The sequence below is a fragment of the Lactiplantibacillus herbarum genome (genome assembly GCF_001039045.1).
Taxonomy (GTDB): Bacteria; Bacillota; Bacilli; order Lactobacillales; family Lactobacillaceae; genus Lactiplantibacillus; species Lactiplantibacillus herbarum.
Genome location: NZ_LFEE01000036.1, coordinates 27,399 through 46,021 on the forward strand (window position 1 = coordinate 27,399; position 18,623 = coordinate 46,021).

The 18,623-nt window shown below is 44.8% G+C and carries 10 protein-coding genes and 2 pseudogenes; 3 read left to right on the forward strand and 9 right to left on the reverse strand.

All coding sequences use genetic code 11. From position 1 onward, the window contains the following. A pseudogene (locus ACG95_RS14810) lies at positions 1–625 on the reverse strand (hypothetical protein); the annotation flags it as partial. Positions 626–807: 182 nt separating this feature from the next. Beyond that, positions 808–3,357: a MucBP domain-containing protein gene (locus ACG95_RS14630; protein ID WP_237756498.1), complete on the reverse strand. Its 2,550-nt coding sequence runs from the start codon at positions 3,355–3,357 to the stop codon at positions 808–810. A 340-nt stretch (positions 3,358–3,697) separates the two neighbouring features. On the opposite strand from ACG95_RS14630, the gene ACG95_RS10760 reads away from it, so the two are divergent. Further along, entirely contained in the window at positions 3,698–6,208 is a 2,511-nt protein-coding gene (locus ACG95_RS10760) for an excinuclease ABC subunit UvrA (RefSeq protein WP_048000510.1), read from the forward strand. Positions 6,209–6,316: 108 nt separating this feature from the next. Here the strand turns inward: ACG95_RS10760 and ACG95_RS10765 are convergent, their stop codons facing one another. Beyond that, complete coding sequence (locus ACG95_RS10765) at positions 6,317–7,543, reverse strand: MFS transporter (RefSeq protein ID WP_048000511.1); 1,227 nt, start codon at positions 7,541–7,543, stop codon at positions 6,317–6,319. A 101-nt stretch (positions 7,544–7,644) separates the two neighbouring features. On the opposite strand from ACG95_RS10765, the gene ACG95_RS10770 reads away from it, so the two are divergent. Further along, positions 7,645–8,538: a helix-turn-helix domain-containing protein gene (locus ACG95_RS10770; RefSeq protein ID WP_048000512.1), complete on the forward strand. Its 894-nt coding sequence runs from the start codon at positions 7,645–7,647 to the stop codon at positions 8,536–8,538. 342 nt (positions 8,539–8,880) lie between these two features. Here the strand turns inward: ACG95_RS10770 and ACG95_RS10775 are convergent, their stop codons facing one another. The 3 genes from ACG95_RS10775 to ACG95_RS10785 form a co-directional block, all read right to left on the reverse strand. Next, on the reverse strand, positions 8,881–10,131 hold the full coding sequence (locus ACG95_RS10775; RefSeq protein WP_048000513.1) for an MFS transporter: 1,251 nt from the start codon (positions 10,129–10,131) through the stop codon (positions 8,881–8,883). Beyond that, the gene (locus ACG95_RS10780; protein ID WP_048000514.1) at positions 10,121–11,431 is read right to left on the reverse strand and encodes an alkaline phosphatase family protein; all 1,311 of its coding nucleotides are present in this window, start codon (positions 11,429–11,431) and stop codon (positions 10,121–10,123) included. The genes ACG95_RS10775 and ACG95_RS10780 overlap by 11 nt, the downstream gene beginning before the upstream one ends. A 244-nt stretch (positions 11,432–11,675) precedes the next feature. Further along, positions 11,676–12,506 (reverse strand): alpha/beta hydrolase, encoded by an 831-nt coding sequence (locus ACG95_RS10785; RefSeq protein ID WP_048000515.1) that lies wholly within the window; start codon positions 12,504–12,506, stop codon positions 11,676–11,678. Between the two features lie 178 nt (positions 12,507–12,684). On the opposite strand from ACG95_RS10785, the gene ACG95_RS10790 reads away from it, so the two are divergent. Next, complete coding sequence (locus ACG95_RS10790; protein WP_048000516.1) at positions 12,685–13,404, forward strand: GntR family transcriptional regulator; 720 nt, start codon at positions 12,685–12,687, stop codon at positions 13,402–13,404. 360 nt (positions 13,405–13,764) lie between these two features. Here ACG95_RS10790 and ACG95_RS10795 read toward each other — a convergent pair. The 3 genes and pseudogenes from ACG95_RS10795 to ACG95_RS10805 form a co-directional block, all read right to left on the reverse strand. Then, positions 13,765–15,952 (reverse strand): annotated as a pseudogene (locus tag ACG95_RS10795) (collagen-binding domain-containing protein). Between the two features lie 472 nt (positions 15,953–16,424). Further along, positions 16,425–16,667, reverse strand: coding sequence for a cytochrome b5 domain-containing protein (locus ACG95_RS10800; protein ID WP_048000517.1), 243 nt, complete (start codon positions 16,665–16,667; stop codon positions 16,425–16,427). 813 nt (positions 16,668–17,480) lie between these two features. Continuing rightward, positions 17,481–18,611, reverse strand: a complete 1,131-nt coding sequence (locus ACG95_RS10805) for a diguanylate cyclase (RefSeq protein WP_048000518.1) — start codon at positions 18,609–18,611, stop codon at positions 17,481–17,483. Positions 18,612–18,623 lie beyond the last annotated feature (12 nt).

Genomic DNA, 18,623 nt, shown 5'->3' on the forward strand with positions numbered 1-18,623 from the left:
GATGATCCTTCTTGAACTGTGACGCTTGCTTAGCTTGACTCGCTGAACTTTGACTCACTGACTGACTAGCCGTTGGTGTACTTGACGCACTGGCCGCATTCGCACCCTGTGCTGGCTGTGAACTAGCCGTCTTATTGGCTTTCGTCGTCGGTGTTGACGAACCAGATTGCGCTGCACTACCTGCTTGACTAGCCTTGTCGCTAGAACTGCTGGTCGTGGCGCTGCTTGATGACGTACTGTCGCTGCTCTTGTCCGTCGCACTTGAACTGGACGAGCTTGAACTAGATGAACTTGTTAATGGACTTGAACTTACCAAGGCACTACTATCACTAGCCGCGCTACTTGATGACGCATCACTTGAATCCGTATCTGCGTCTGGGTCATCGCTGACGTCATTTTCTTCAGCGGCCCATTCATAACCGGCACCCATCGTGTAAGCCATGCCCTTATCACCATCGAAGGTATCGACATAGAAGCCATCCGCATCACTACCCGCATCAACTTCTACTTCCGTATCTGGTGAGACGTACAAGTTCTTCTCGTCGTCACCATCTTTTAATTCACCAGAGTACAGTGACTTACCATCTTGGGTCACGTCTACTTGCGTACTTGCGGCCTGTGACAACGGTGTTGCGTCACTGCTAGGGTTGTTATTCGGTGAGACGTCTTCATCATCACCAAAGACTGGTGTGTTGATAGGTTCGCCTTCTTCGAATGAAGAATCTTCGCCTAACGTGATTGGTGAATCATTAGGGGTCGCAGCATCCGCATCCGTGAATTTGAAGTTGCTAGACGTCGTGGCCGTCCCTAAAGCACTCGTTGAATCCTTAGAATCATCGAATGGTGACGTGACACTGATGTCATCCTTATCACCACTTGTGTTGCCCGTACTACTATCGGTATCTGTACCAGTGGTGCTGCTTGAACTGTTGCTGTCAGCACTACTTGAACTGCTGCTTTGTGAACTTGAGCTGGTGCTCGTATCTGAACTAGCATTCGAGCTAGTATTGGAACTAGAACTGCTGCTTGAACTGGTACTACTTGAGCTCGTGCCACTAGTCGTATTAGAACTCCCGTTGGCGTCCGTACCAGAACCGCTATTAGTCCCAGTCGTTGAACCGGTCGTATTACCGTGCTGCTAGTACCGTCCAAGTTAATGTTCTTAGTAGCGACAACTTTTAACCCGTTCGTTAAGTTCAAATCATACTTTTCAGCGGTGACCACTGATTTGAGGCCATCCACAGCATCGACTTGTTTACTCAACGTCCCATTATTATTGGCCGTTGTCGTCTGCGTGTTGATTTTACCGCTCTTATCGAAGGTCGTCAGCGTCTGTTCACTGCCTAACGTCCGGGTAACCGTCACGGCACCCTGATCATCAACCTTGAATGTCATCTGTTCGTTCTTCGAAATCTGATAAGTGTACTTAGAGCCATAGTCGAAGACCTGACTAGTACTACTTGCCGCGGTACTACTGTCACTGGCCGTAATAGCGACTTGCGACGCATCCATGTTGTACTTAACGGTGAAGCCTGAACCGTTCGCATAGTTCTGTGAGACTGAGCGGACTTGGTTCTTGTAATCTTTCCGCGTCAAGATACTACTCTGGTTACCCACGTCGACCCATTGGCCAGTAGTTGGCTTGTAGTAGTAGTTCACCGTAATTGGCTTCTCTGTGACCGTATCCTGAGCATTGCCCGGCATCCGGTCCGTGTCTAACGTATAGAGGTCTTCAAAGTCGGTGGCTTCGGTCGTATAAGTATCACCATACAAGCCTTCAACATCGAGTTCATCTAACTTCTGACCGTCTTCTAATAGGTAGTTGACGTGCACGTTGTATGGCAATGGATCGTAATACATCGTGGCTTCGTCAGTCTTGTTCGTAGCCGTCCCAGTGGTAGCGACGTCCAACTTGTCATTGTACTTGTATCCCGTAACGGTCTTTGACTTTGATTTCAGTGAATAAGGCTTACCATAACTGACTTTCACTTTTTCATCAGGCGCAATCTTATCCGTTGAATCCGTCATGTAATGGTGCAACGTGATCTCACGCTGATTAGCTAGCGTGGTACTGACGGTATTAGAATCCTTACTCTGTTTGTCGACCACCGTTGTGGCAACGGCCGTGACCTTAGATTGATCCGTCACGTCGGTACCGAACTTGACGCGCGCCTTGAAGTGGTAAGTTTCACCCTTGAATGGCAGCTTGGCGATTCCAGCAGCCGTTAGCGTCCACTTAACTTTGTGAGTCGCCGCATCGTAAGCAAGCTGGTAAGAATCCTTAGATAAGGCGTTACCGCTATCGTCGACGACTTCGCCATCCACGTAGGTCGCGTTACTTGGAATCGTTAATTCTTCAGACCAATCTTTGTATTTCGTCATCAAGTCCTGATCCAAGACGTTGACTTTCTGCTTAACCTCATAATTCAATAATTGACTCTGCTTGTCACTATCACTCTGAGTTGCACTCAACGTTGGCGCCGATATTGCGGGCGCCCCTAGCGTGATCGTGCTAATCGCAAAGACCGGTTGTAACCAGTGATCACTATTGTTGACCCGCGTTGTCCCATAGATAAAGTCCAACTTGCTACCACTAACGGCAAAGGTCGCACCGGTTGCGGACGCGTATGGCCAGCTAGGATCACGATCCGACTGACCAGCCATAACTAACTGGCTACCACCGAGTGGATTCGCAATCTGCTTAACGATGGAATTCTCAACGGTGTAGATCGTCCCACCACCAAGATAGGCCGTGTATTCAAATCCTGTTGAAGTCCCAGATACGGGGCCATCAAGACTTGAAAGCGTAATGAAGGCATTTTGAATATCCACTGCGGCCTTCGTATCTGCGTAGTAGAACTCATAACTGACGTTGGTTTGAGCAACGTTTGAGATTAGGATACTACCTGAAAAACTCGGTGGAATCCCCAACTTAACGTCATTCTTCCCGACACCCCCGGGCGCTTTGTGATCCTCGTTATGGTTAGTGATGTGGGTATACGTGACTTTGGCGGTAATCGCCTTGCCATGAAATGTCCCAACCGTTCCGTAAGTCGCCGTAACGGTATCACTATCTTTGACGTCCTTGATGAGCACTTTTTGTGACTCATCATCTGGCGTGATGGTCGCGCGGCTTCCCGCACTGGTCGTCACACCTTGAAACGCGCCGTCATCCTGCTTAATGACCAGCTGATTGACTAGTGGCAGTGTTCCCCCATTACCCGGTAACACCGTCACGGCAGCATTTGCCGTAAGACTGCTCGATTGCACGCTAAAGAAAGCAATAGCTGTAGCCAACGTCATCACTACTAGTAGTAGCTGCGCAGACACGCTATGCCCTGAACCCCTGTTTTTCATGTTAAACCCCTTTTATTTAGTAGTGCCGTGATTGTTAAATATCACAACTAACTGATGATAGTAATTTAACATGGAAATCCTCGAATTACAATAAATAAATTAATATTTTCTTAAAGAATTTTAACTATATTTATCAATCACAAATCGGTCTGAACCAATATTATGATTGATAAGTCCAAATAATACCGGTTACAAATACCTTATCAAAAATATTAATAATATCATTAATACAACACTAGCTATATTGGGTGAAAATGATTACTGAATTTAAAGACTGCTTCTTAGGTAAACTTACCGTTTTGTTGTAGCATGGACAGTAATATGAAGGGAGTCTGATCACATGCCACACACCACGTTACCGACTCACATTCAAGTGCGAGGCGCACACGTTAATAACCTTAAAAACTTAGATATCGATATTCCACTCAACCAATTCGTTGCCATCACTGGCCGCAGTGGTTCCGGCAAATCATCGTTAGCGATGGGGGTGCTCTATGCTGAGGGCGCCCGACGTTATTTGAACGCCCTCTCAACCTTTACGCGTCGGCGGATTAACCAAGTCGGCAAAGCCAACGTTGATTCCGTGCAGTACTTACCATCAGCCCTTGCATTACGGCAACGGCCCCAAGTACCCGGCGTCCGCTCAACGGTCGGAACGATGTCAGAGAGCCTGAACATTTTAAGGCTCGTCTTCTCACGACTTGGCGCCCCAGTCTGTCCTAATGGTCATCAAGTTCCACCTACTTTAGCCATCGCAGAAAACATGGGTCACCTAACCTGCCCAACCTGTGGCGTTCACTTTACGGCTCCGGGTGCGGAAAGCTTTGCCTTCAACTCTAACGGTGCCTGTCCAACTTGTGGTGGTTTAGGCGAAGTACGTCAAATTGACCCTGACTTAATCATCGCGGACGAGAATCAAACGATCGAAGAAGGTGCCGTCGCTTCGTGGCACCTCCCCGGCCGTAACTTCATGCCGGTCGTTGCTCGTGAAATCGGTATTCCCGTTGATGTGCCGTACCGCGAACTCAGTGACGCCGACAAACAACGTGTTTTGCATGGCCCCAAGCAGACGATCGCCATCAACATTCCAAGTTCTAAGGGCAAGATTTTCCATATGGACAACGCCGTCTACGAGAATGCTTTTGCCGCCGTTGAAGATAGCATGGCGACCACTAAGAATGAACGGGCAATCACCCGTCTCAATCGTTTCTACAAATTCGATACTTGCCCAGACTGTCACGGATCACGTTTCAATCCCAAATTGTTAAAACAACTATTAAATGGTAAAAACATCGCTGAAGTCAGTGACATGACCGTTGTTGATCTACACCAATTCGCAACGACCATCGTTGACTGGTTACCAGCAGACATGCACCACCTCGGTCACTCATTAGTCGACGAACTGCTACTCAGTCTGCAACCAATGGAAGAACTGGGTCTCGACTACTTAACCCTTAGTCGCCCAGGTGCTACCCTATCAACCGGTGAACTACAACGTATTCAGCTCGGCCGGACTTTACGCAGTGCAACAACCGGCGTCCTCTACGTTTTGGATGAGCCCTCAGTTGGACTGCATCCAGCCAACGTTGACGGCTTAATCAAAGCCTTCCGCGGACTAGTCGCTCAGGGAAATTCAGTTGTCGTTGTTGACCACGACACTAGCATTATCAGTGCGGCTGACACGGTGATTGAGATTGGCCCGGGCGCGGGGAAACACGGCGGCACCGTTGTCGATCAAGGAACTGTGGCGCAGGTCAAACAACAACCCGATTCCCTCATTGCGCCATTTTTAGCGGGGACAGCGACCTTACGTGAACGGCCAGTATTAGCTGACGCTGACTTATGGAAAAAGGGCGCCCTCTCAATTGAAGTCGCCCACCACTTTAATATTCAAGATATTACCGCTAGGATTCCTAAAAATCGCTTTACGACCGTCACTGGCATGAGTGGTGCCGGAAAAACGACGCTGATTCTGGATAGCTTGATTCCAGCATTGACTGCCACAGCCAAACATCAGCCACTACCTCAGCACGTCAAACAGTTCGATAGTCAGCATATCCGTCACGTCGTTGAAGTCGATTCAGTTCCCGTTGGCAAAAACGTGCGCTCAACGGTAGCCACCTACACCAACATTTTAGATCACTTGCGCCAGCTTTTTGCCAACACCCCCGCAGCACAGGAACAAGGCTGGACTGCTAGTCAATTCTCGTACAACGTGGCAGCTGGCGCCTGCCCAGTCTGTGGTGGCACCGGCCAGATCTCATTAGATGTTCAATATTTACCAGACATTACCGAAGTCTGCCCACAGTGTCACGGCAAGCGTTACAATCAACAGACCTTAACGGTAAAATGGCACGGCTATACGATTGCTGACATTCTTGACCTCTCCGTTGACGAAGCCCAGCCGCTTTTTGCAGATGAAGCTAGCATCGCCAACACGTTGCAGATTTTACATGACATGGGACTGGGATACCTCTTATTAGGTGAAAGTACCCCGGCACTCTCAGGTGGTGAAGCGCAACGATTGAAGTTGACCTCACGGATTGGCAAACGTCAGACCGGCACCCTGTTTGTCTTCGATGAACCCTCAGTCGGCTTGCACCCCCTAGATATTCAGCAGTTAGTTAAAGTATTCGATCAGCTGATTCAACAAGGTGCGACTGTCATTGCGATTGAACATGACTTAGACGTAATTGCTAACGCTGATTACATCATTGATATGGGCCCAGCCGGCGGGATTCACGGTGGAAATATCGTTGCAACTGGAACGCCACAGGAAATTAGTGAAAGCCCCACGAGCGTGACGGGTAAATATTTGAAGCAACATCTCTCATTATTTAATGCCCAATAATCATCACTCAATCTAAATTAGTTTTCGAAGTACAATAAAAGTGGGTCGTAACTTAACATTAAGTTGCGCCCACTTTTTATATCCATTTTATAATCACTAACATAATTATTAACTCACAGACCCGTGGCGATGCGCGACTAACGCCCAAATTAGCGCACTCATTACTAGTCCCAACGCTAACTGGCAGGCCGCCGTAACGCCAACTAGATTATACAGGAGGATGATGCCGACGCTTCCCATTGGTGCAGCAACCGTGACAATTGAGCTGATTGTTCCGAACACGGCACCAGTCTGATGCGGATTAACTTGGGTCATAAAAATAGCAAACATCTTTGGATCCAGTTTGCCACTCATAAAAGCAACCATGAACATCCCCAGTAGAATGGGCACTAACTGCGGGTACCACAGGAGAATCCCGTAAGTGACACCTGGCGTCCCAATCGCCAGTAATAATAAGTGAAATAAGCTCATTCGGTCAAACCAAGTCTTCTTGGTGATACCACCTAGAACACTCCCCATCACGAATACAATATTGACTAATAAAATAGCCGTCGCATAACTCAAATGTAAATGTGGCGCTAAATCAATAAAGATCAAATTTAGGACAGCATCTAAACTCATCGTAGCAACATTTAATACCATTAGAATTCCAAGATAACTGATTGCTCCCATCCCCGTCGTTGTCACCATCAATCGTTGGATCGTTGGCCAAACACGTTCGCCAACTGGTTGAGCCGTGATGACTTCATCTAGTTCAACCGCCCGGCGGCCAACGAGTAGACAGCCTGCTGAACATAGAAAGGTCAGCGCATTGATCACACCCGCTAACGCATAGTTGTGACTTTGCGCAATAATCAGTACACCTAACGTCTGCCCTAGTGGCTCAACAATGGTGCTCACACTCTGGTTAAACCCAAGCGTCTGTTGTCGTTGCGTTGATGGGACACGATTTTGGATAACAATCGTTAACAGATTACCACCATAACGACCGATAACATCTGAACTGATATTAATAAAAATAACGACTGCGAAGATGACGGCCGTATGTCGATCAATCAACTTGGCAAGAATGAAGTACAATCCCGCTTGCACAACTTTAGACCCAATCAACCAATTCGTTTTACGCCTAGTTTGATCCGCTAAACGTCCCGTAATCGCTCCTGTAACGTATGGCATAACCGTTGCAACTGACACGATTGACACAAACCAGTGAGGATGATCAAAACTTTTAGCATAGGTTAACAAGATAATATTGAAGATACTGACGCCCAGTGTAGCAAAAAAATTCGCACTGGCTAGGACTTGTAAGGTTCGATTCTTAAGTACGGTTACCATGATAATGCCTCCTCATTAAGTTGGTGGCCTTATCATAGCAACGGTTACCGTGCTACAATCAATGGATAGGTTGCATATATGCCACATATGGGAGGTTAATTATGAAAGCAATTGGGCTAACAGTTCACCAAGTTCGGCTGGCTAAAGGGCTGACTCAGCAAGAAGTCTACGGTGGTATCGTTTCACGTTCCTTTGCTTCACGCTTTGAAAGTGGGAGTAATGACATTGGTGCCAGTAAGTTGTTTGCTATCTTAGATAACTTAGCTATTTCTGCTGACGAACTTCGCTTTATTCACCAATCGTACCAGCCATCACCTATGGAACAGGCTTTAGCTCAAATCCATCAATACTACGCCGCGGCTAACTTTACCGCCCTCACCGACTGGGTCCGTGATCATCAGCATAGTCCTCGCGCTTATGAACAATTAGTCGCCAGTTACGCTAGTATCTTATTGATTGCTTACGATCATGAAGCTGTTCATCTGACCGTAGCCACCCGTCCAGCTTATCGGCACCTACTAACTGCTAAAACTTGGACGGTACAAGAACTTAAATTGGCTAACCTACTGATTCCAATCATTGCCACAACGGACGGCTTACCAGCACTAGCTCCTCTGACAACTAAGATGGAAAAGAATTGCCAACGCTATCAAACTCAATGGGGAGATCCATTCAACGTTCTGGACAATCTAATTGAATTTTACGGTTCACTGTTACAAACCTACCTGAACTTCCATGATTATGACAACGCCCGGACACTAAAATCAAAACTCAAAACAATTGAAGCCGAGCACCTTAACTGGGATGGTCGACTCAGCCGTCAACTCTGGCTAGGACTCTGGGAATGCTATTTCGGTGACTGGGACCTTGGACAATCCTTGATTGACGAAGTGATTGCAGTCGAGGAACGGCATCATCCCCGCATTGATAATTCACTGTTCGCAATTCGGAATGTGCGGGTTAAGCAGGCTAGGGAATATCGGAATAACCAATAGATACTCATGTCAAAAATCGAATAAATACATCGGAACAATCAGCTTAGACCCTACTTGTATTAGCTAACAGATTTTGGCATAATAATGATGAAATGATATTAACTATCTGAGTTAAATTATTTTGAACGGGCTAGTAGCTCTTGCTCCACATCCATTCGGGATGCAGCAAGGCTTTTTTTATACAACTACACAACTCTAGCCTCCTTTATACATAAGTAATTACGTGAATTAACCTTTTAAATAGCACCCATAATCAAAAAAATTTCATACTAAAACAATCTGGGAGTACACGCTAACGTGTACTCCCAGATTGTTTTCTACCATACATAACTTAATAACAAGTTAAACTGATTTATTCTGATTCAAATGCGGCAAAGCTAGGAAAATCACCAGCCCGACCAAGAACAAGATACTGAGTGAAGCCGCCCCAATCGTTGACTTACCCGTCATCTGGGTCACAATCCCAACTAACACTGGTCCCATCACCGCTGAGAACTTGCCTAAAATGTTGTAGAAACCAAAGAATTCACTACCACTCTGCTTCGGAATCAAGCGGCCAAAGTACGAACGGCTGAGTGCTTGAATCCCACCCTGACTAGTTCCAACTAGTACGGCTAGCACCCAGAAATCGGTAACCGTTTGTAGCCGCAACGCGTACAGACAAATTCCAAGATAGATGACAATCCCTATTAAAATACCGGTTCGCGTCGACGTTTTATTGGCAATCCAACCGTAGAGTAACGAGAATGGGAACGCAACTAATTGAACGACCAGTAAGACAATCATCAACGTGGTAGTCGTGATTCCCATATCCATACCAATTGAAGTAGCCATGGTAAAGATCGTGTCAACACCATCAATATAGAAGAAATAGGCTACTAGAAACCATGCCGCCGTCCGGTAATTCCGAATATGCTTCAGTGTGGAACCTACTCGCTGAAAGCTTGCTTTTACGGGATGCGCATTAGGCGCCAGCGCATACTTTTGGTGCACATTTTTCAGTAATGGAATGTAGAAGATTATCCACCAAGCTGCCGCCAGCACGAAGCTCCAGCGAGCGACACCAAAGCTGGACAACAGACCAAACCCACTCGTTAACTGCAAGACTAAAAATAAAATAAAGGCCATCACACCACCCAAATAACCAAAACCGTAGCCATATGATGACAAGCGGTCCATCTGATCATTCGACGCCACATCCGTTAGAAAACTATCATAAAATAAATTACCACCCGAATAACCGATAATCGAGAGAATATAGATTCCCAACAGCCATTTCCAAGCATTGGTCGGTGCAATACTGAGGCCTAGCGTCATCACCATCCCCAGTGTCGAGAAAACGTTGAGCATCCGCTTCTTCGCGTGCGGATAATCTGCCAACGCCCCTAGTACTGGTGCCAAAATCGAGACAAGTAGCGTCCCGATACTATTAGCGTAACCCCAGTAAGCCGTGGCGTTTGCGGGCGTTACCCCGTTGCCCTGCGCGACCGCCTTAAAGTACACCGGTAACACGGCCGTCGTCACAATAATGCCGTAGCCGGAATTGGCCCAATCGTAGGAGATCCAACTCCACTGCTGCTTGTTAAATTTCATCTGGCGACTCCTTAAAAATGCCGTCTAAAGCGTGACCTGGCATTGCTCCTTCAAAATGTAGACCTAATAAACGGGCAAAGGTTGGCGCTTCATCTACCAGGTTAGCTTCATCAATTGTAGCCCCCGCCTTTATTGCGGGACCGTTGAATAGTAATGTCGTTTGATAATCCGGCTTAGTTGGGTCATAACCGTGAACTCCATGGTAGCGGTCTGGTTGACCCAAAGTATCTGGGTGAACGGGTTCAACTACGAGTGGCCGGCGACTCTCATCAGTAAAGTAATAGCCTTCCTTGGCTTCAACCATCAGTGTACAAGTAGGATCAGCCCCACGTTTAGCAGCTGCTTCCCCTGTGATAACCGTTTCAACACCCTCAACCTGACTGATAGCCTCCTTGAGTTCATCCAATTGGTCAAAGTAATCACGCACATAAATATACGTCGAGCCGTCCGCCGTTTTTGCCATCACAGACCAATCGTTTTCAAAGGTCTGATCCGCGCGGGGTGTCAACCAGCCCTTGTGTGCAAACAACGTGTTGAGGTGAATCATGTGATCAACATTGATCTGATAATGGTCACCTAAAATCACAAAGTTCGTATCCTCAAATGTGCCAGCTTTCTTCGTTGCGTCAATAATCTGACCAACGTGTTGATCAAGGCGATGCAACCCTTCCATGGCTTCCTTAGAGCGAACGCCATAGCGGTGGCGCATACTATCCATGTCTACTAAATGGATCATCGTCAAGTTAGGCCGTTTCTTCGTGATGGTCTCGACGGCACACGCCGTGATAAATTCATCCAGCTGCGGCTGTTTGATGCCGTTACGTAAGTGACCAAACTTATGATTCATTTCCAACAGAAATAGTGGCGAACTAGCCTTTAATGAAACTAAGACTTGATTCGTCCAGATACGGTTAGGAAAAATTTCAGCGAGGTTATATGTAATCTTGCTCCCCGCCGTCACTGGCCATAAAAAGGCCGCTGTCGTCATCTTTTGTTGCCGGGCCAAATCGTATAGCGTTGGCACCTGCACATCCTTTTGATACCAATACCAATCAGGCGATCGCCGAGTCGGTTGTAATTTAGTATTATTCACGATACCGTGCACATTGGGATACTGCCCCGTAATAATAGTCGTATGTGACGGGTATGTCAGGGTTGGATAAATCCCCGTAACCGCTTTGGCCCAAGCACCCCCGGTCATTAATGCATTCAGTACGGGTAGTTCTGCTTGGTGTTCTCGTAGATCACGAAATCCTAACGCATCTAACGAAATAATCACTAGGTGTTGATTAGTTGCCATCTCAATCGCTTCCTCATCTTAATATGCTTGTGCGTTTTATTATACCGCAGAAAAATAACCGCTGTCAGGATCGTTGACAAAAAAACAAGCACGTCTCAAAAGCTGACCAGTCGCTGCGCGTAACCTAGAGAGCTCCATAGTCAGGATTTTTAATCATATCATTTGCAAACTAATGAGCCAGATTTCTGTCATTAATATCTAGCATACTAAAAGGAGCTATGACTTTTGCCATAGCTCCTACTTGTTAAAAAGTACCGTTTAAAATGCCCTGTTGTTGTAACCAGCGTGTTGCGAGTTGAGGCCAGTTAGCTGCCTGATCATTCAGGTACTTGGTTTTACCTGGCTTCTGCGTCACGTGGTTGGCCAAGGCTAGCCCGTGAATACCACTGCCGAACAAGTGATATTCAACCGCGACGTGCTGTTGTAATAACGCTTGAACATACATTAATGAATTAATAGCTGGTACTAATTCGTCAGTTGCCGTCTGCCAGACAAATGCTGGTTTAGTTGTAGCTGTCACTAAACTTTGAGCAGCCCATAACTGTGAGTCAGTAGTGACTTTATTTCGTTCAGCCTCACTGGTTGGAAAACCCGCTGTTAAGTCGATCACTGGGTAGCCTAAGACAACTGCCGCATGGTGACCCTGATACTCATCTAATTGATACTTCGCTCGTAATTGAGGATTGGTTGCCACACCATTAAAAGTCGCCACCACGTGTCCACCGGCAGAAAAGCCGGTCAAAATAATGCGCTCAGTATCCGCATGGTGAGCGGCTGAGTTGGCAGTTACCCATTCAATGGTTGCGGCCACTTGCTGCAACGCTGTCGGATAGACCGGTGTGTCTTCAGCTTCTAATTGATAATTTAAAACAATCGTGTGCATGCCTGCTGCCGTAAACTGCGCCGCAATAGGTGCTTCTTCACGGCCAGAATGATAGGTAAAGCCCCCACCCGGACAAATAATCATCACGGGGTAGTCCACCGGCTCCTCAAAATCACTAATTTGATCTAACCAGTAGGCGGTTACTTGAAATGACGTCCCATTAGTACTTAAACCCTTTTGTTCAACTTGCATTCTGATTCCCCCAATATCATTTGAACAGTATGATTGATTACGCTTCCATTATAAAGAGATATTTTACCTAATGTCAATTTTTATTCGAATAAATTTCAATATTTATTCGTTCATTTGTTCAATTACAGTACTTATTTGTTATAATTAGAACTATAATATTACAATCGAAGGTGACAGCATGGCAGCAACAACATTTGAAACAATCTACACGACTTTAAGAGAACGGATTCTCAACGGATCCTACAGTATCAAAATGCGACTCCCAATTGAGGATGATTTAATTGCTGAATTTAGTAGCAGTCGTTACGCAGTCCGTAAAGCTATCGAAAAATTGGCCGCTGACGGTTTAGTTTACAGCGTCAAAGGACGGGGCGTCGTCTTATTGGAACACACCCCCCAAACCCAAGCCTTTAATTTAGATTTAGGTAAGCTCAATGGTCTTCAAAAACTGAATACCAACCGGAAACTAAATTATCAGACTGATGTCCTTCAATTTGAGCAGGTCATCGTCGACCAAGCTTTAAGCACAAAAACAGCTTTTGAAGTTGGTATCCCAGTCTACGCTATTCAACGCCTTCGAATCATTGATGACGTTAGGGCCGTTCTAGACATCAACTACTTCAACGCCCAGCTTACAGGTGAACTGACTGAAGATATTGCCGTTCATTCAATCTATCATCACCTCAAACAGAATGGCTTAAAAATTGCGGTCGTCAAACGGATGCTCCGAGTTGAATCCGCTACGGCACTCGACCAACAACAATTAGCTCTAGGAGAAAACAATTGCATCGGTAACATGATCAGTATTGCTTTTAACGATGCTGGTCGCCAATTTGAATATACCGAATCACACTTTATTCCCAACCAGTTTAACTTCAACCAGTTAATTCGTAATTAAACATTACCAACCACTTAGGCGCCGGGTATTTAATCAAATACCTGGCGTCTAAGTGTATTAATACTGTTTAGAACGATTTTAAAGTGGAACACATCAGACTCCAAGAATACATTTCAATATAGTTCAAATATTTATTCGAATAAATATTGACTAATTGTACTATCCGTTTATAATATTCATTATAAATACTAATGGGGGTTAGTATTCGTACCATTGATTGTTAAGTTTAGGCTTAAGGTCAAAGAATTAGGTAGGTCAAGGAGCATCGGGCGTCACTAGACCAATTATGGCTTAGTGACTTTTTTTGTTATAAAAAACGATCACGAAATTCCGTGATCGTTTTTCAATCTATCCTAAATATTAATTACGCTGCTTCCGCCGGCTCGTGTACGCTCCTAATGCAAGTGCACTAGCTAGCAGTACCCCAGCTAATACTGCCGAGTGATCAGTACTTTCACTAGTCTGTGGTAGCACCTTACCTTGCGCAACCGCCAGTGCTGAAGCCACTTGGGCTCGTAAAGCTGTTAGCTTGTCAACTAGCGCCTGATTATGATGAGCTTCAGCTTGTGCAATCGCTTGGTCGATAAGTCCTAACAAGGTCTGTCCGTCCTTGATCTGTTCACTAACCGTTTCCTTTTGAATTTCTTCAAAATCAATTTCCATCTCTTCAACGGTCTCATCGGTGACCTGGTTATCCTGAAGATCTTCTTCAATCTCGTCTTCGATTTGGTCAATAATCTCATCAGGATCCACGCCGTCTTCGATCTCCTCTTCAAGATCATCGACATTTGGCATTTCTACGTCAATTGTTGGTGGCACTGGCTTTTCATAGCCGTCTTCGCCCTCATCAATATTAGGCATCTCTACATCAATTGTTGGCGGTACCGGCTTTTCATAACCATCTTCGCCTTCATCGATGTTGGGCATCTCTACATCAATCGTTGGTGGTACTGGCTTTTCATAGCCATCATCAATTTCTGGTAAATCAATATCAATGATTGGTGGCACTGGTCGTTCGTAGTCGCCATCCTTCTCATTATCAACGTTATCTTGTAAGTCCCAACGATGAGTCTCAGCCTTAACGTTGACCTTATTGGCAATCAAGTTACCATCAATATTTTGGTTTGCATCAATTTCTGCAGCCGGTGCCAAGATACTCCCTTGGAATGGCCGGTCAACGCTGATCGTTCCGGTAGCTAACTTGTCACTAGCTGTAGAATCGTAGAAGTTCCAGAGTAAATGGTTATCCCCAAAATCTTCGGTTTCTTTGTTATTACGGTCTGAACCATCATCATAGATAATTTTGATCTGTGAATTAACGTGGTAATCCTGTTCCCCAGCCGTATCAACATTGATAATAACGGTATTACCATCCGCATCCGCTGATAGGCCTTTAATCGTCAGTGGTGTACTTGCGTTCAAGACGTCAGCCGACAAATTGATTACAATGTGACCGTCCGCATCTGGCTCCATACCTGTCACATCGATAACCCGTTGATTCATGTCTTCAAAATCATCGTTCGAGTAAGTCTTATTAGGCGTTTGCTCACTCAAGCTAGCACTTAATTTCTCTAACTTTGCAAATTCCGCGTCAAAGTCAATATACAAATTGCCATCTTTATCCTGATAAACTTCAGAAGCTAACAGATGGTCAATGTCGACACCATTAATTTTAGGACGATCAGGATTTGAAATATCAATCGTCACATTCTCCCCAAAGATCACTTTGTTAATCCGGGTATCTCCAGCCGAAACAAACGAACTGCTAGCAATATTATCAACGTTTTGGATGTACGAAATATCTTTGTCCAATAATTCCTCAATAATATTGGTCCCAAAGTTAACGTTACCAGACAGGGTTCCCACCGCAATATTTCCGTTCGTATGCGCATTTAATTCAGCTTCTCGTGCAAAGATATGGAACTGTGATGATATCCCAAGCATATTATGTAAATCTGGATAATCATCTTCAACGTTCCCACCATCCGTCACCGCAGTGTTAGCCTTAGTTACAGCCTGACTGGTTGCTACTGCAGTTGTCTTAACGCTCACTTTAGCCTGAGCTGCCACCGTATTACTGGTTGCTTGGGCTGGTTGCGTCGTCTTAGCACTTTCGCTAGTCGCTGTGACCGTCTTTGTAGCTGTAGTGGTTGTCGCATTCGTTACTTGCGCACTATCACTAACTTTTGTTACGGACTGAGCATTGCTACTCGAAACAGCCTTGGTCGCACTACTTGAAACCGCAGCACCTGACGTTGCACTACTGTCAGTGTTGGCTGTTGTATTAGTAGCGTCTGTCCCGGTAGTTGCCGTGGTCGTCGCTTGACTAGCTTTAGTGGTACTCGTACTGGTTCTCAACGCTTGAACTTTAGCCGTTGACGAACTCGTTGTGCTGGTTGTACTGTCGCTTGAGCTCGCTGTCCCCGTAGCAGTCGTATCTGCTTGGGCAGTTAACGTGGTACTCCCTAACAATTAGTACCGTTGCACAGGCAAAGGCCCACCGTCTGCCAATTTTATACATTTTAAAATGCGTTTGTTTACGTTCCATCATTATCCCACCCATGTTTATTAATTAACATTCCTTAGTAATTAACTCCTATTTTCACGCTTTTTCAGTCAACATTCAACTACATTTATAACTTATTTTATATACATCCATAAATAATAAACCCCTTACAAATATCGTCAGGTCAACAATCATCGCACTTGACCATTATTCTTGAAGGTCCACTTACCTATAAACCAACCTCTAGCTAGCAAACTTGTTCACAATTATTCTTTTCACTAGGCTTACAATTGCCAGCAACTACTCGTTTAACGCCTTCCGCTAACCAATGTTTTTTCGATTCGACACCCTATGTCAACTTGCCCTATCGTTGCTTGCATCATCGTTATCACAACCAGAGACCTTCTCTTCTGATCGACTGGTTAATTGCAAAAGCTATCAAAAAACGACGCCCAATAAGGTCGTCGTTTTTTGATAGCCACTCGATCGCTAATTTAACTAACTTTGTTGAAATTTATTCAGCTACATACTGACCTACTACGGCCAACTTTTGTAATACTTTACGTCCGTGTGGTGATTTCGAATCAATAACTGCGGTTAATTCTTGCCCCGCTAAATTACCGTGGTGCTTACCACCAGCCCAAGCTGCAACTCCTGAGACATCGTAAACGACACCATCAACTGCCACATACGCTGGTTGACCATCCTGACCGTTATACTTCGCTAATTCAACTTGATTAAACGTCATTGCACTCATTTCGAATCACTCCTTTACAATATTAATTATATGATAGGCTGGACTACTAAGTAAAAGCAAATAATCCGTTTGTATATGGTCAATCTAATAAAAAAAGCCACCAACCAAAGCTATGTCCCCACACAACCTTACTTGATAGCATTCCGTAACCGTTGAAGACTATACTACAACTCAGTATTCATTGAAGACCTCGAATCAAAATTATGACTACCTAACGTAATCACTACTGAATAACGGCTAGCTAATTAAGTCTGCCAAAACCTATCTTCTAACTAACATAACCATTGTTCAACTATCCTATCCTTGTTACCATCAGCGACGTTACACTCATATCTATAACGACCTTGTGAACCAGCACTACTAACATTGTGCTGCCCCTAACTACGTTGTTTTCACAACGGACACCTCAGCCACTGCAAACCACCTATGACGGGCAGTTCATCTTTTGTAATCCTGCAAGCCAGGCTAACCGACTCACTTAAACGTACATTAACTCATTTTAGCAATTAGTTAAAGCCATTGACGGTCACGCTTACATCGTAAACTTTAACATAATTAACTTAAAATACCAGTATAATCAATTCATTTTATTAACGTTTACATTAGTTAATCTTTTGATCATTGTTACCTGAGCTAACTAGCAACCAATTGAGTTAACCAAACCACTGCTAGCCTTTTTGGAGCACTACTCTATCCAGTAATATTTTGTTCAACATCTCCACATCGCAAAAAAACTCTGGGCATTAAGTCATCACCCAGAGTTTTTATATTACAATTCAAACAAATACTTAATCCCACCGTTTTATATCCAACTTAGACGGCCGTGATCTGTATCCGCCCATTACGTTTAGAATGATACAAGTTCTGATCAACTCGGTTATAGAGGTCACTGGGACTCGTATCCTCCTGAGACAGTGTTGAGACACCTACTGAAATAGTAATTGAAATCTCCTGATCGTCAAACTTCACGACTAAATGGTTGACCGCAGTAAAGATCTGATCAACGATGACCGTCGTACTTTTGAGGTCGTATCCCGAAAATAGTACGTTGAACTCTTCCCCACCTGTTCGATATAGCTTAACTTGTGGATCATTGGCATTCAATACGGTGTGTACTGTTTCCGCAACCGACTGCAAAACGCGGTCACCCGCTAGATGCCCATAAGTGTCATTGATCTGTTTAAAGTGATCAATATCAAACATCATCATTGAAAGGCTAAGATTGTTCTTAGTGCTAGAACTGAATAGATACTTAATAGATTCCGTATAGGCCGCAAAATTTTCAGTCTGTGTTAACGCATCGTGACTCGCAAACTTAGCTAGACGTAACTTAATTTCACTATCCTGTGTCAACATGTTGACATACGCGTACAGTAAGCAGGCAAAAATCAAAAAGTAACCATACTCCTGTAGACAATTTGACCAACTAAGATTGTACTTAACCTTGATCAAATACCACAAAACGTTACCGAAGAAAGCAATCGCGCCAAAGTAGTATAACCACTGATAACGTCGCGTCTGAACCCATATTCGTAACGAATTCATCGCCCAGAAAAAAATCACGAAAACAAGCGCATAACTCCATGATTCCCAGAAAAAGATAGATTGGTCGAACGCCATGTAAACAATGACTAGAGGTAACAGTACGTACGACGGCATCCGAATATTTAAGAAATACGCACAGAAGACAACAGCAATTAAATGGAAATTCACAAATTCCCAACTGTCTGCTTGACCGACTACCGATAGTTGCAAAACAAAGACAAACGTCAACATATAAATGACGCCATGCCACGCATTGACGGTATCATCATCAATCTCAATATGCCGTGCGTGGAACCAGGTGGTAATCCAGTTGAATAGGACCCAGTAGAGCGTTAAGACACCCAAAATAAAAAAGATACTTGTTACAAACGGTGAAAGTTGCCAGTTAGACCATGTCATCGTACGTTATCC

What these genes read in the sequence shown, in the direction of transcription:
- ACG95_RS14630 (WP_237756498.1), bottom strand. Translation starts at nt 3,357, where the DNA reads ATGAAAAACAGGGGTTCAGGGCATAGCGTGTCTGCGCAGCTACTACTA.
- ACG95_RS10760 (WP_048000510.1), top strand. Translation starts at nt 3,698, where the DNA reads ATGCCACACACCACGTTACCGACTCACATTCAAGTGCGAGGCGCACAC.
- ACG95_RS10765 (WP_048000511.1), bottom strand. Translation starts at nt 7,543, where the DNA reads ATGGTAACCGTACTTAAGAATCGAACCTTACAAGTCCTAGCCAGTGCG.
- ACG95_RS10770 (WP_048000512.1), top strand. Translation starts at nt 7,645, where the DNA reads ATGAAAGCAATTGGGCTAACAGTTCACCAAGTTCGGCTGGCTAAAGGG.
- ACG95_RS10775 (WP_048000513.1), bottom strand. Translation starts at nt 10,131, where the DNA reads ATGAAATTTAACAAGCAGCAGTGGAGTTGGATCTCCTACGATTGGGCC.
- ACG95_RS10780 (WP_048000514.1), bottom strand. Translation starts at nt 11,431, where the DNA reads ATGGCAACTAATCAACACCTAGTGATTATTTCGTTAGATGCGTTAGGA.
- ACG95_RS10785 (WP_048000515.1), bottom strand. Translation starts at nt 12,506, where the DNA reads ATGCAAGTTGAACAAAAGGGTTTAAGTACTAATGGGACGTCATTTCAA.
- ACG95_RS10790 (WP_048000516.1), top strand. Translation starts at nt 12,685, where the DNA reads ATGGCAGCAACAACATTTGAAACAATCTACACGACTTTAAGAGAACGG.
- ACG95_RS10800 (WP_048000517.1), bottom strand. Translation starts at nt 16,667, where the DNA reads ATGAGTGCAATGACGTTTAATCAAGTTGAATTAGCGAAGTATAACGGT.
- ACG95_RS10805 (WP_048000518.1), bottom strand. Translation starts at nt 18,611, where the DNA reads ATGACATGGTCTAACTGGCAACTTTCACCGTTTGTAACAAGTATCTTT.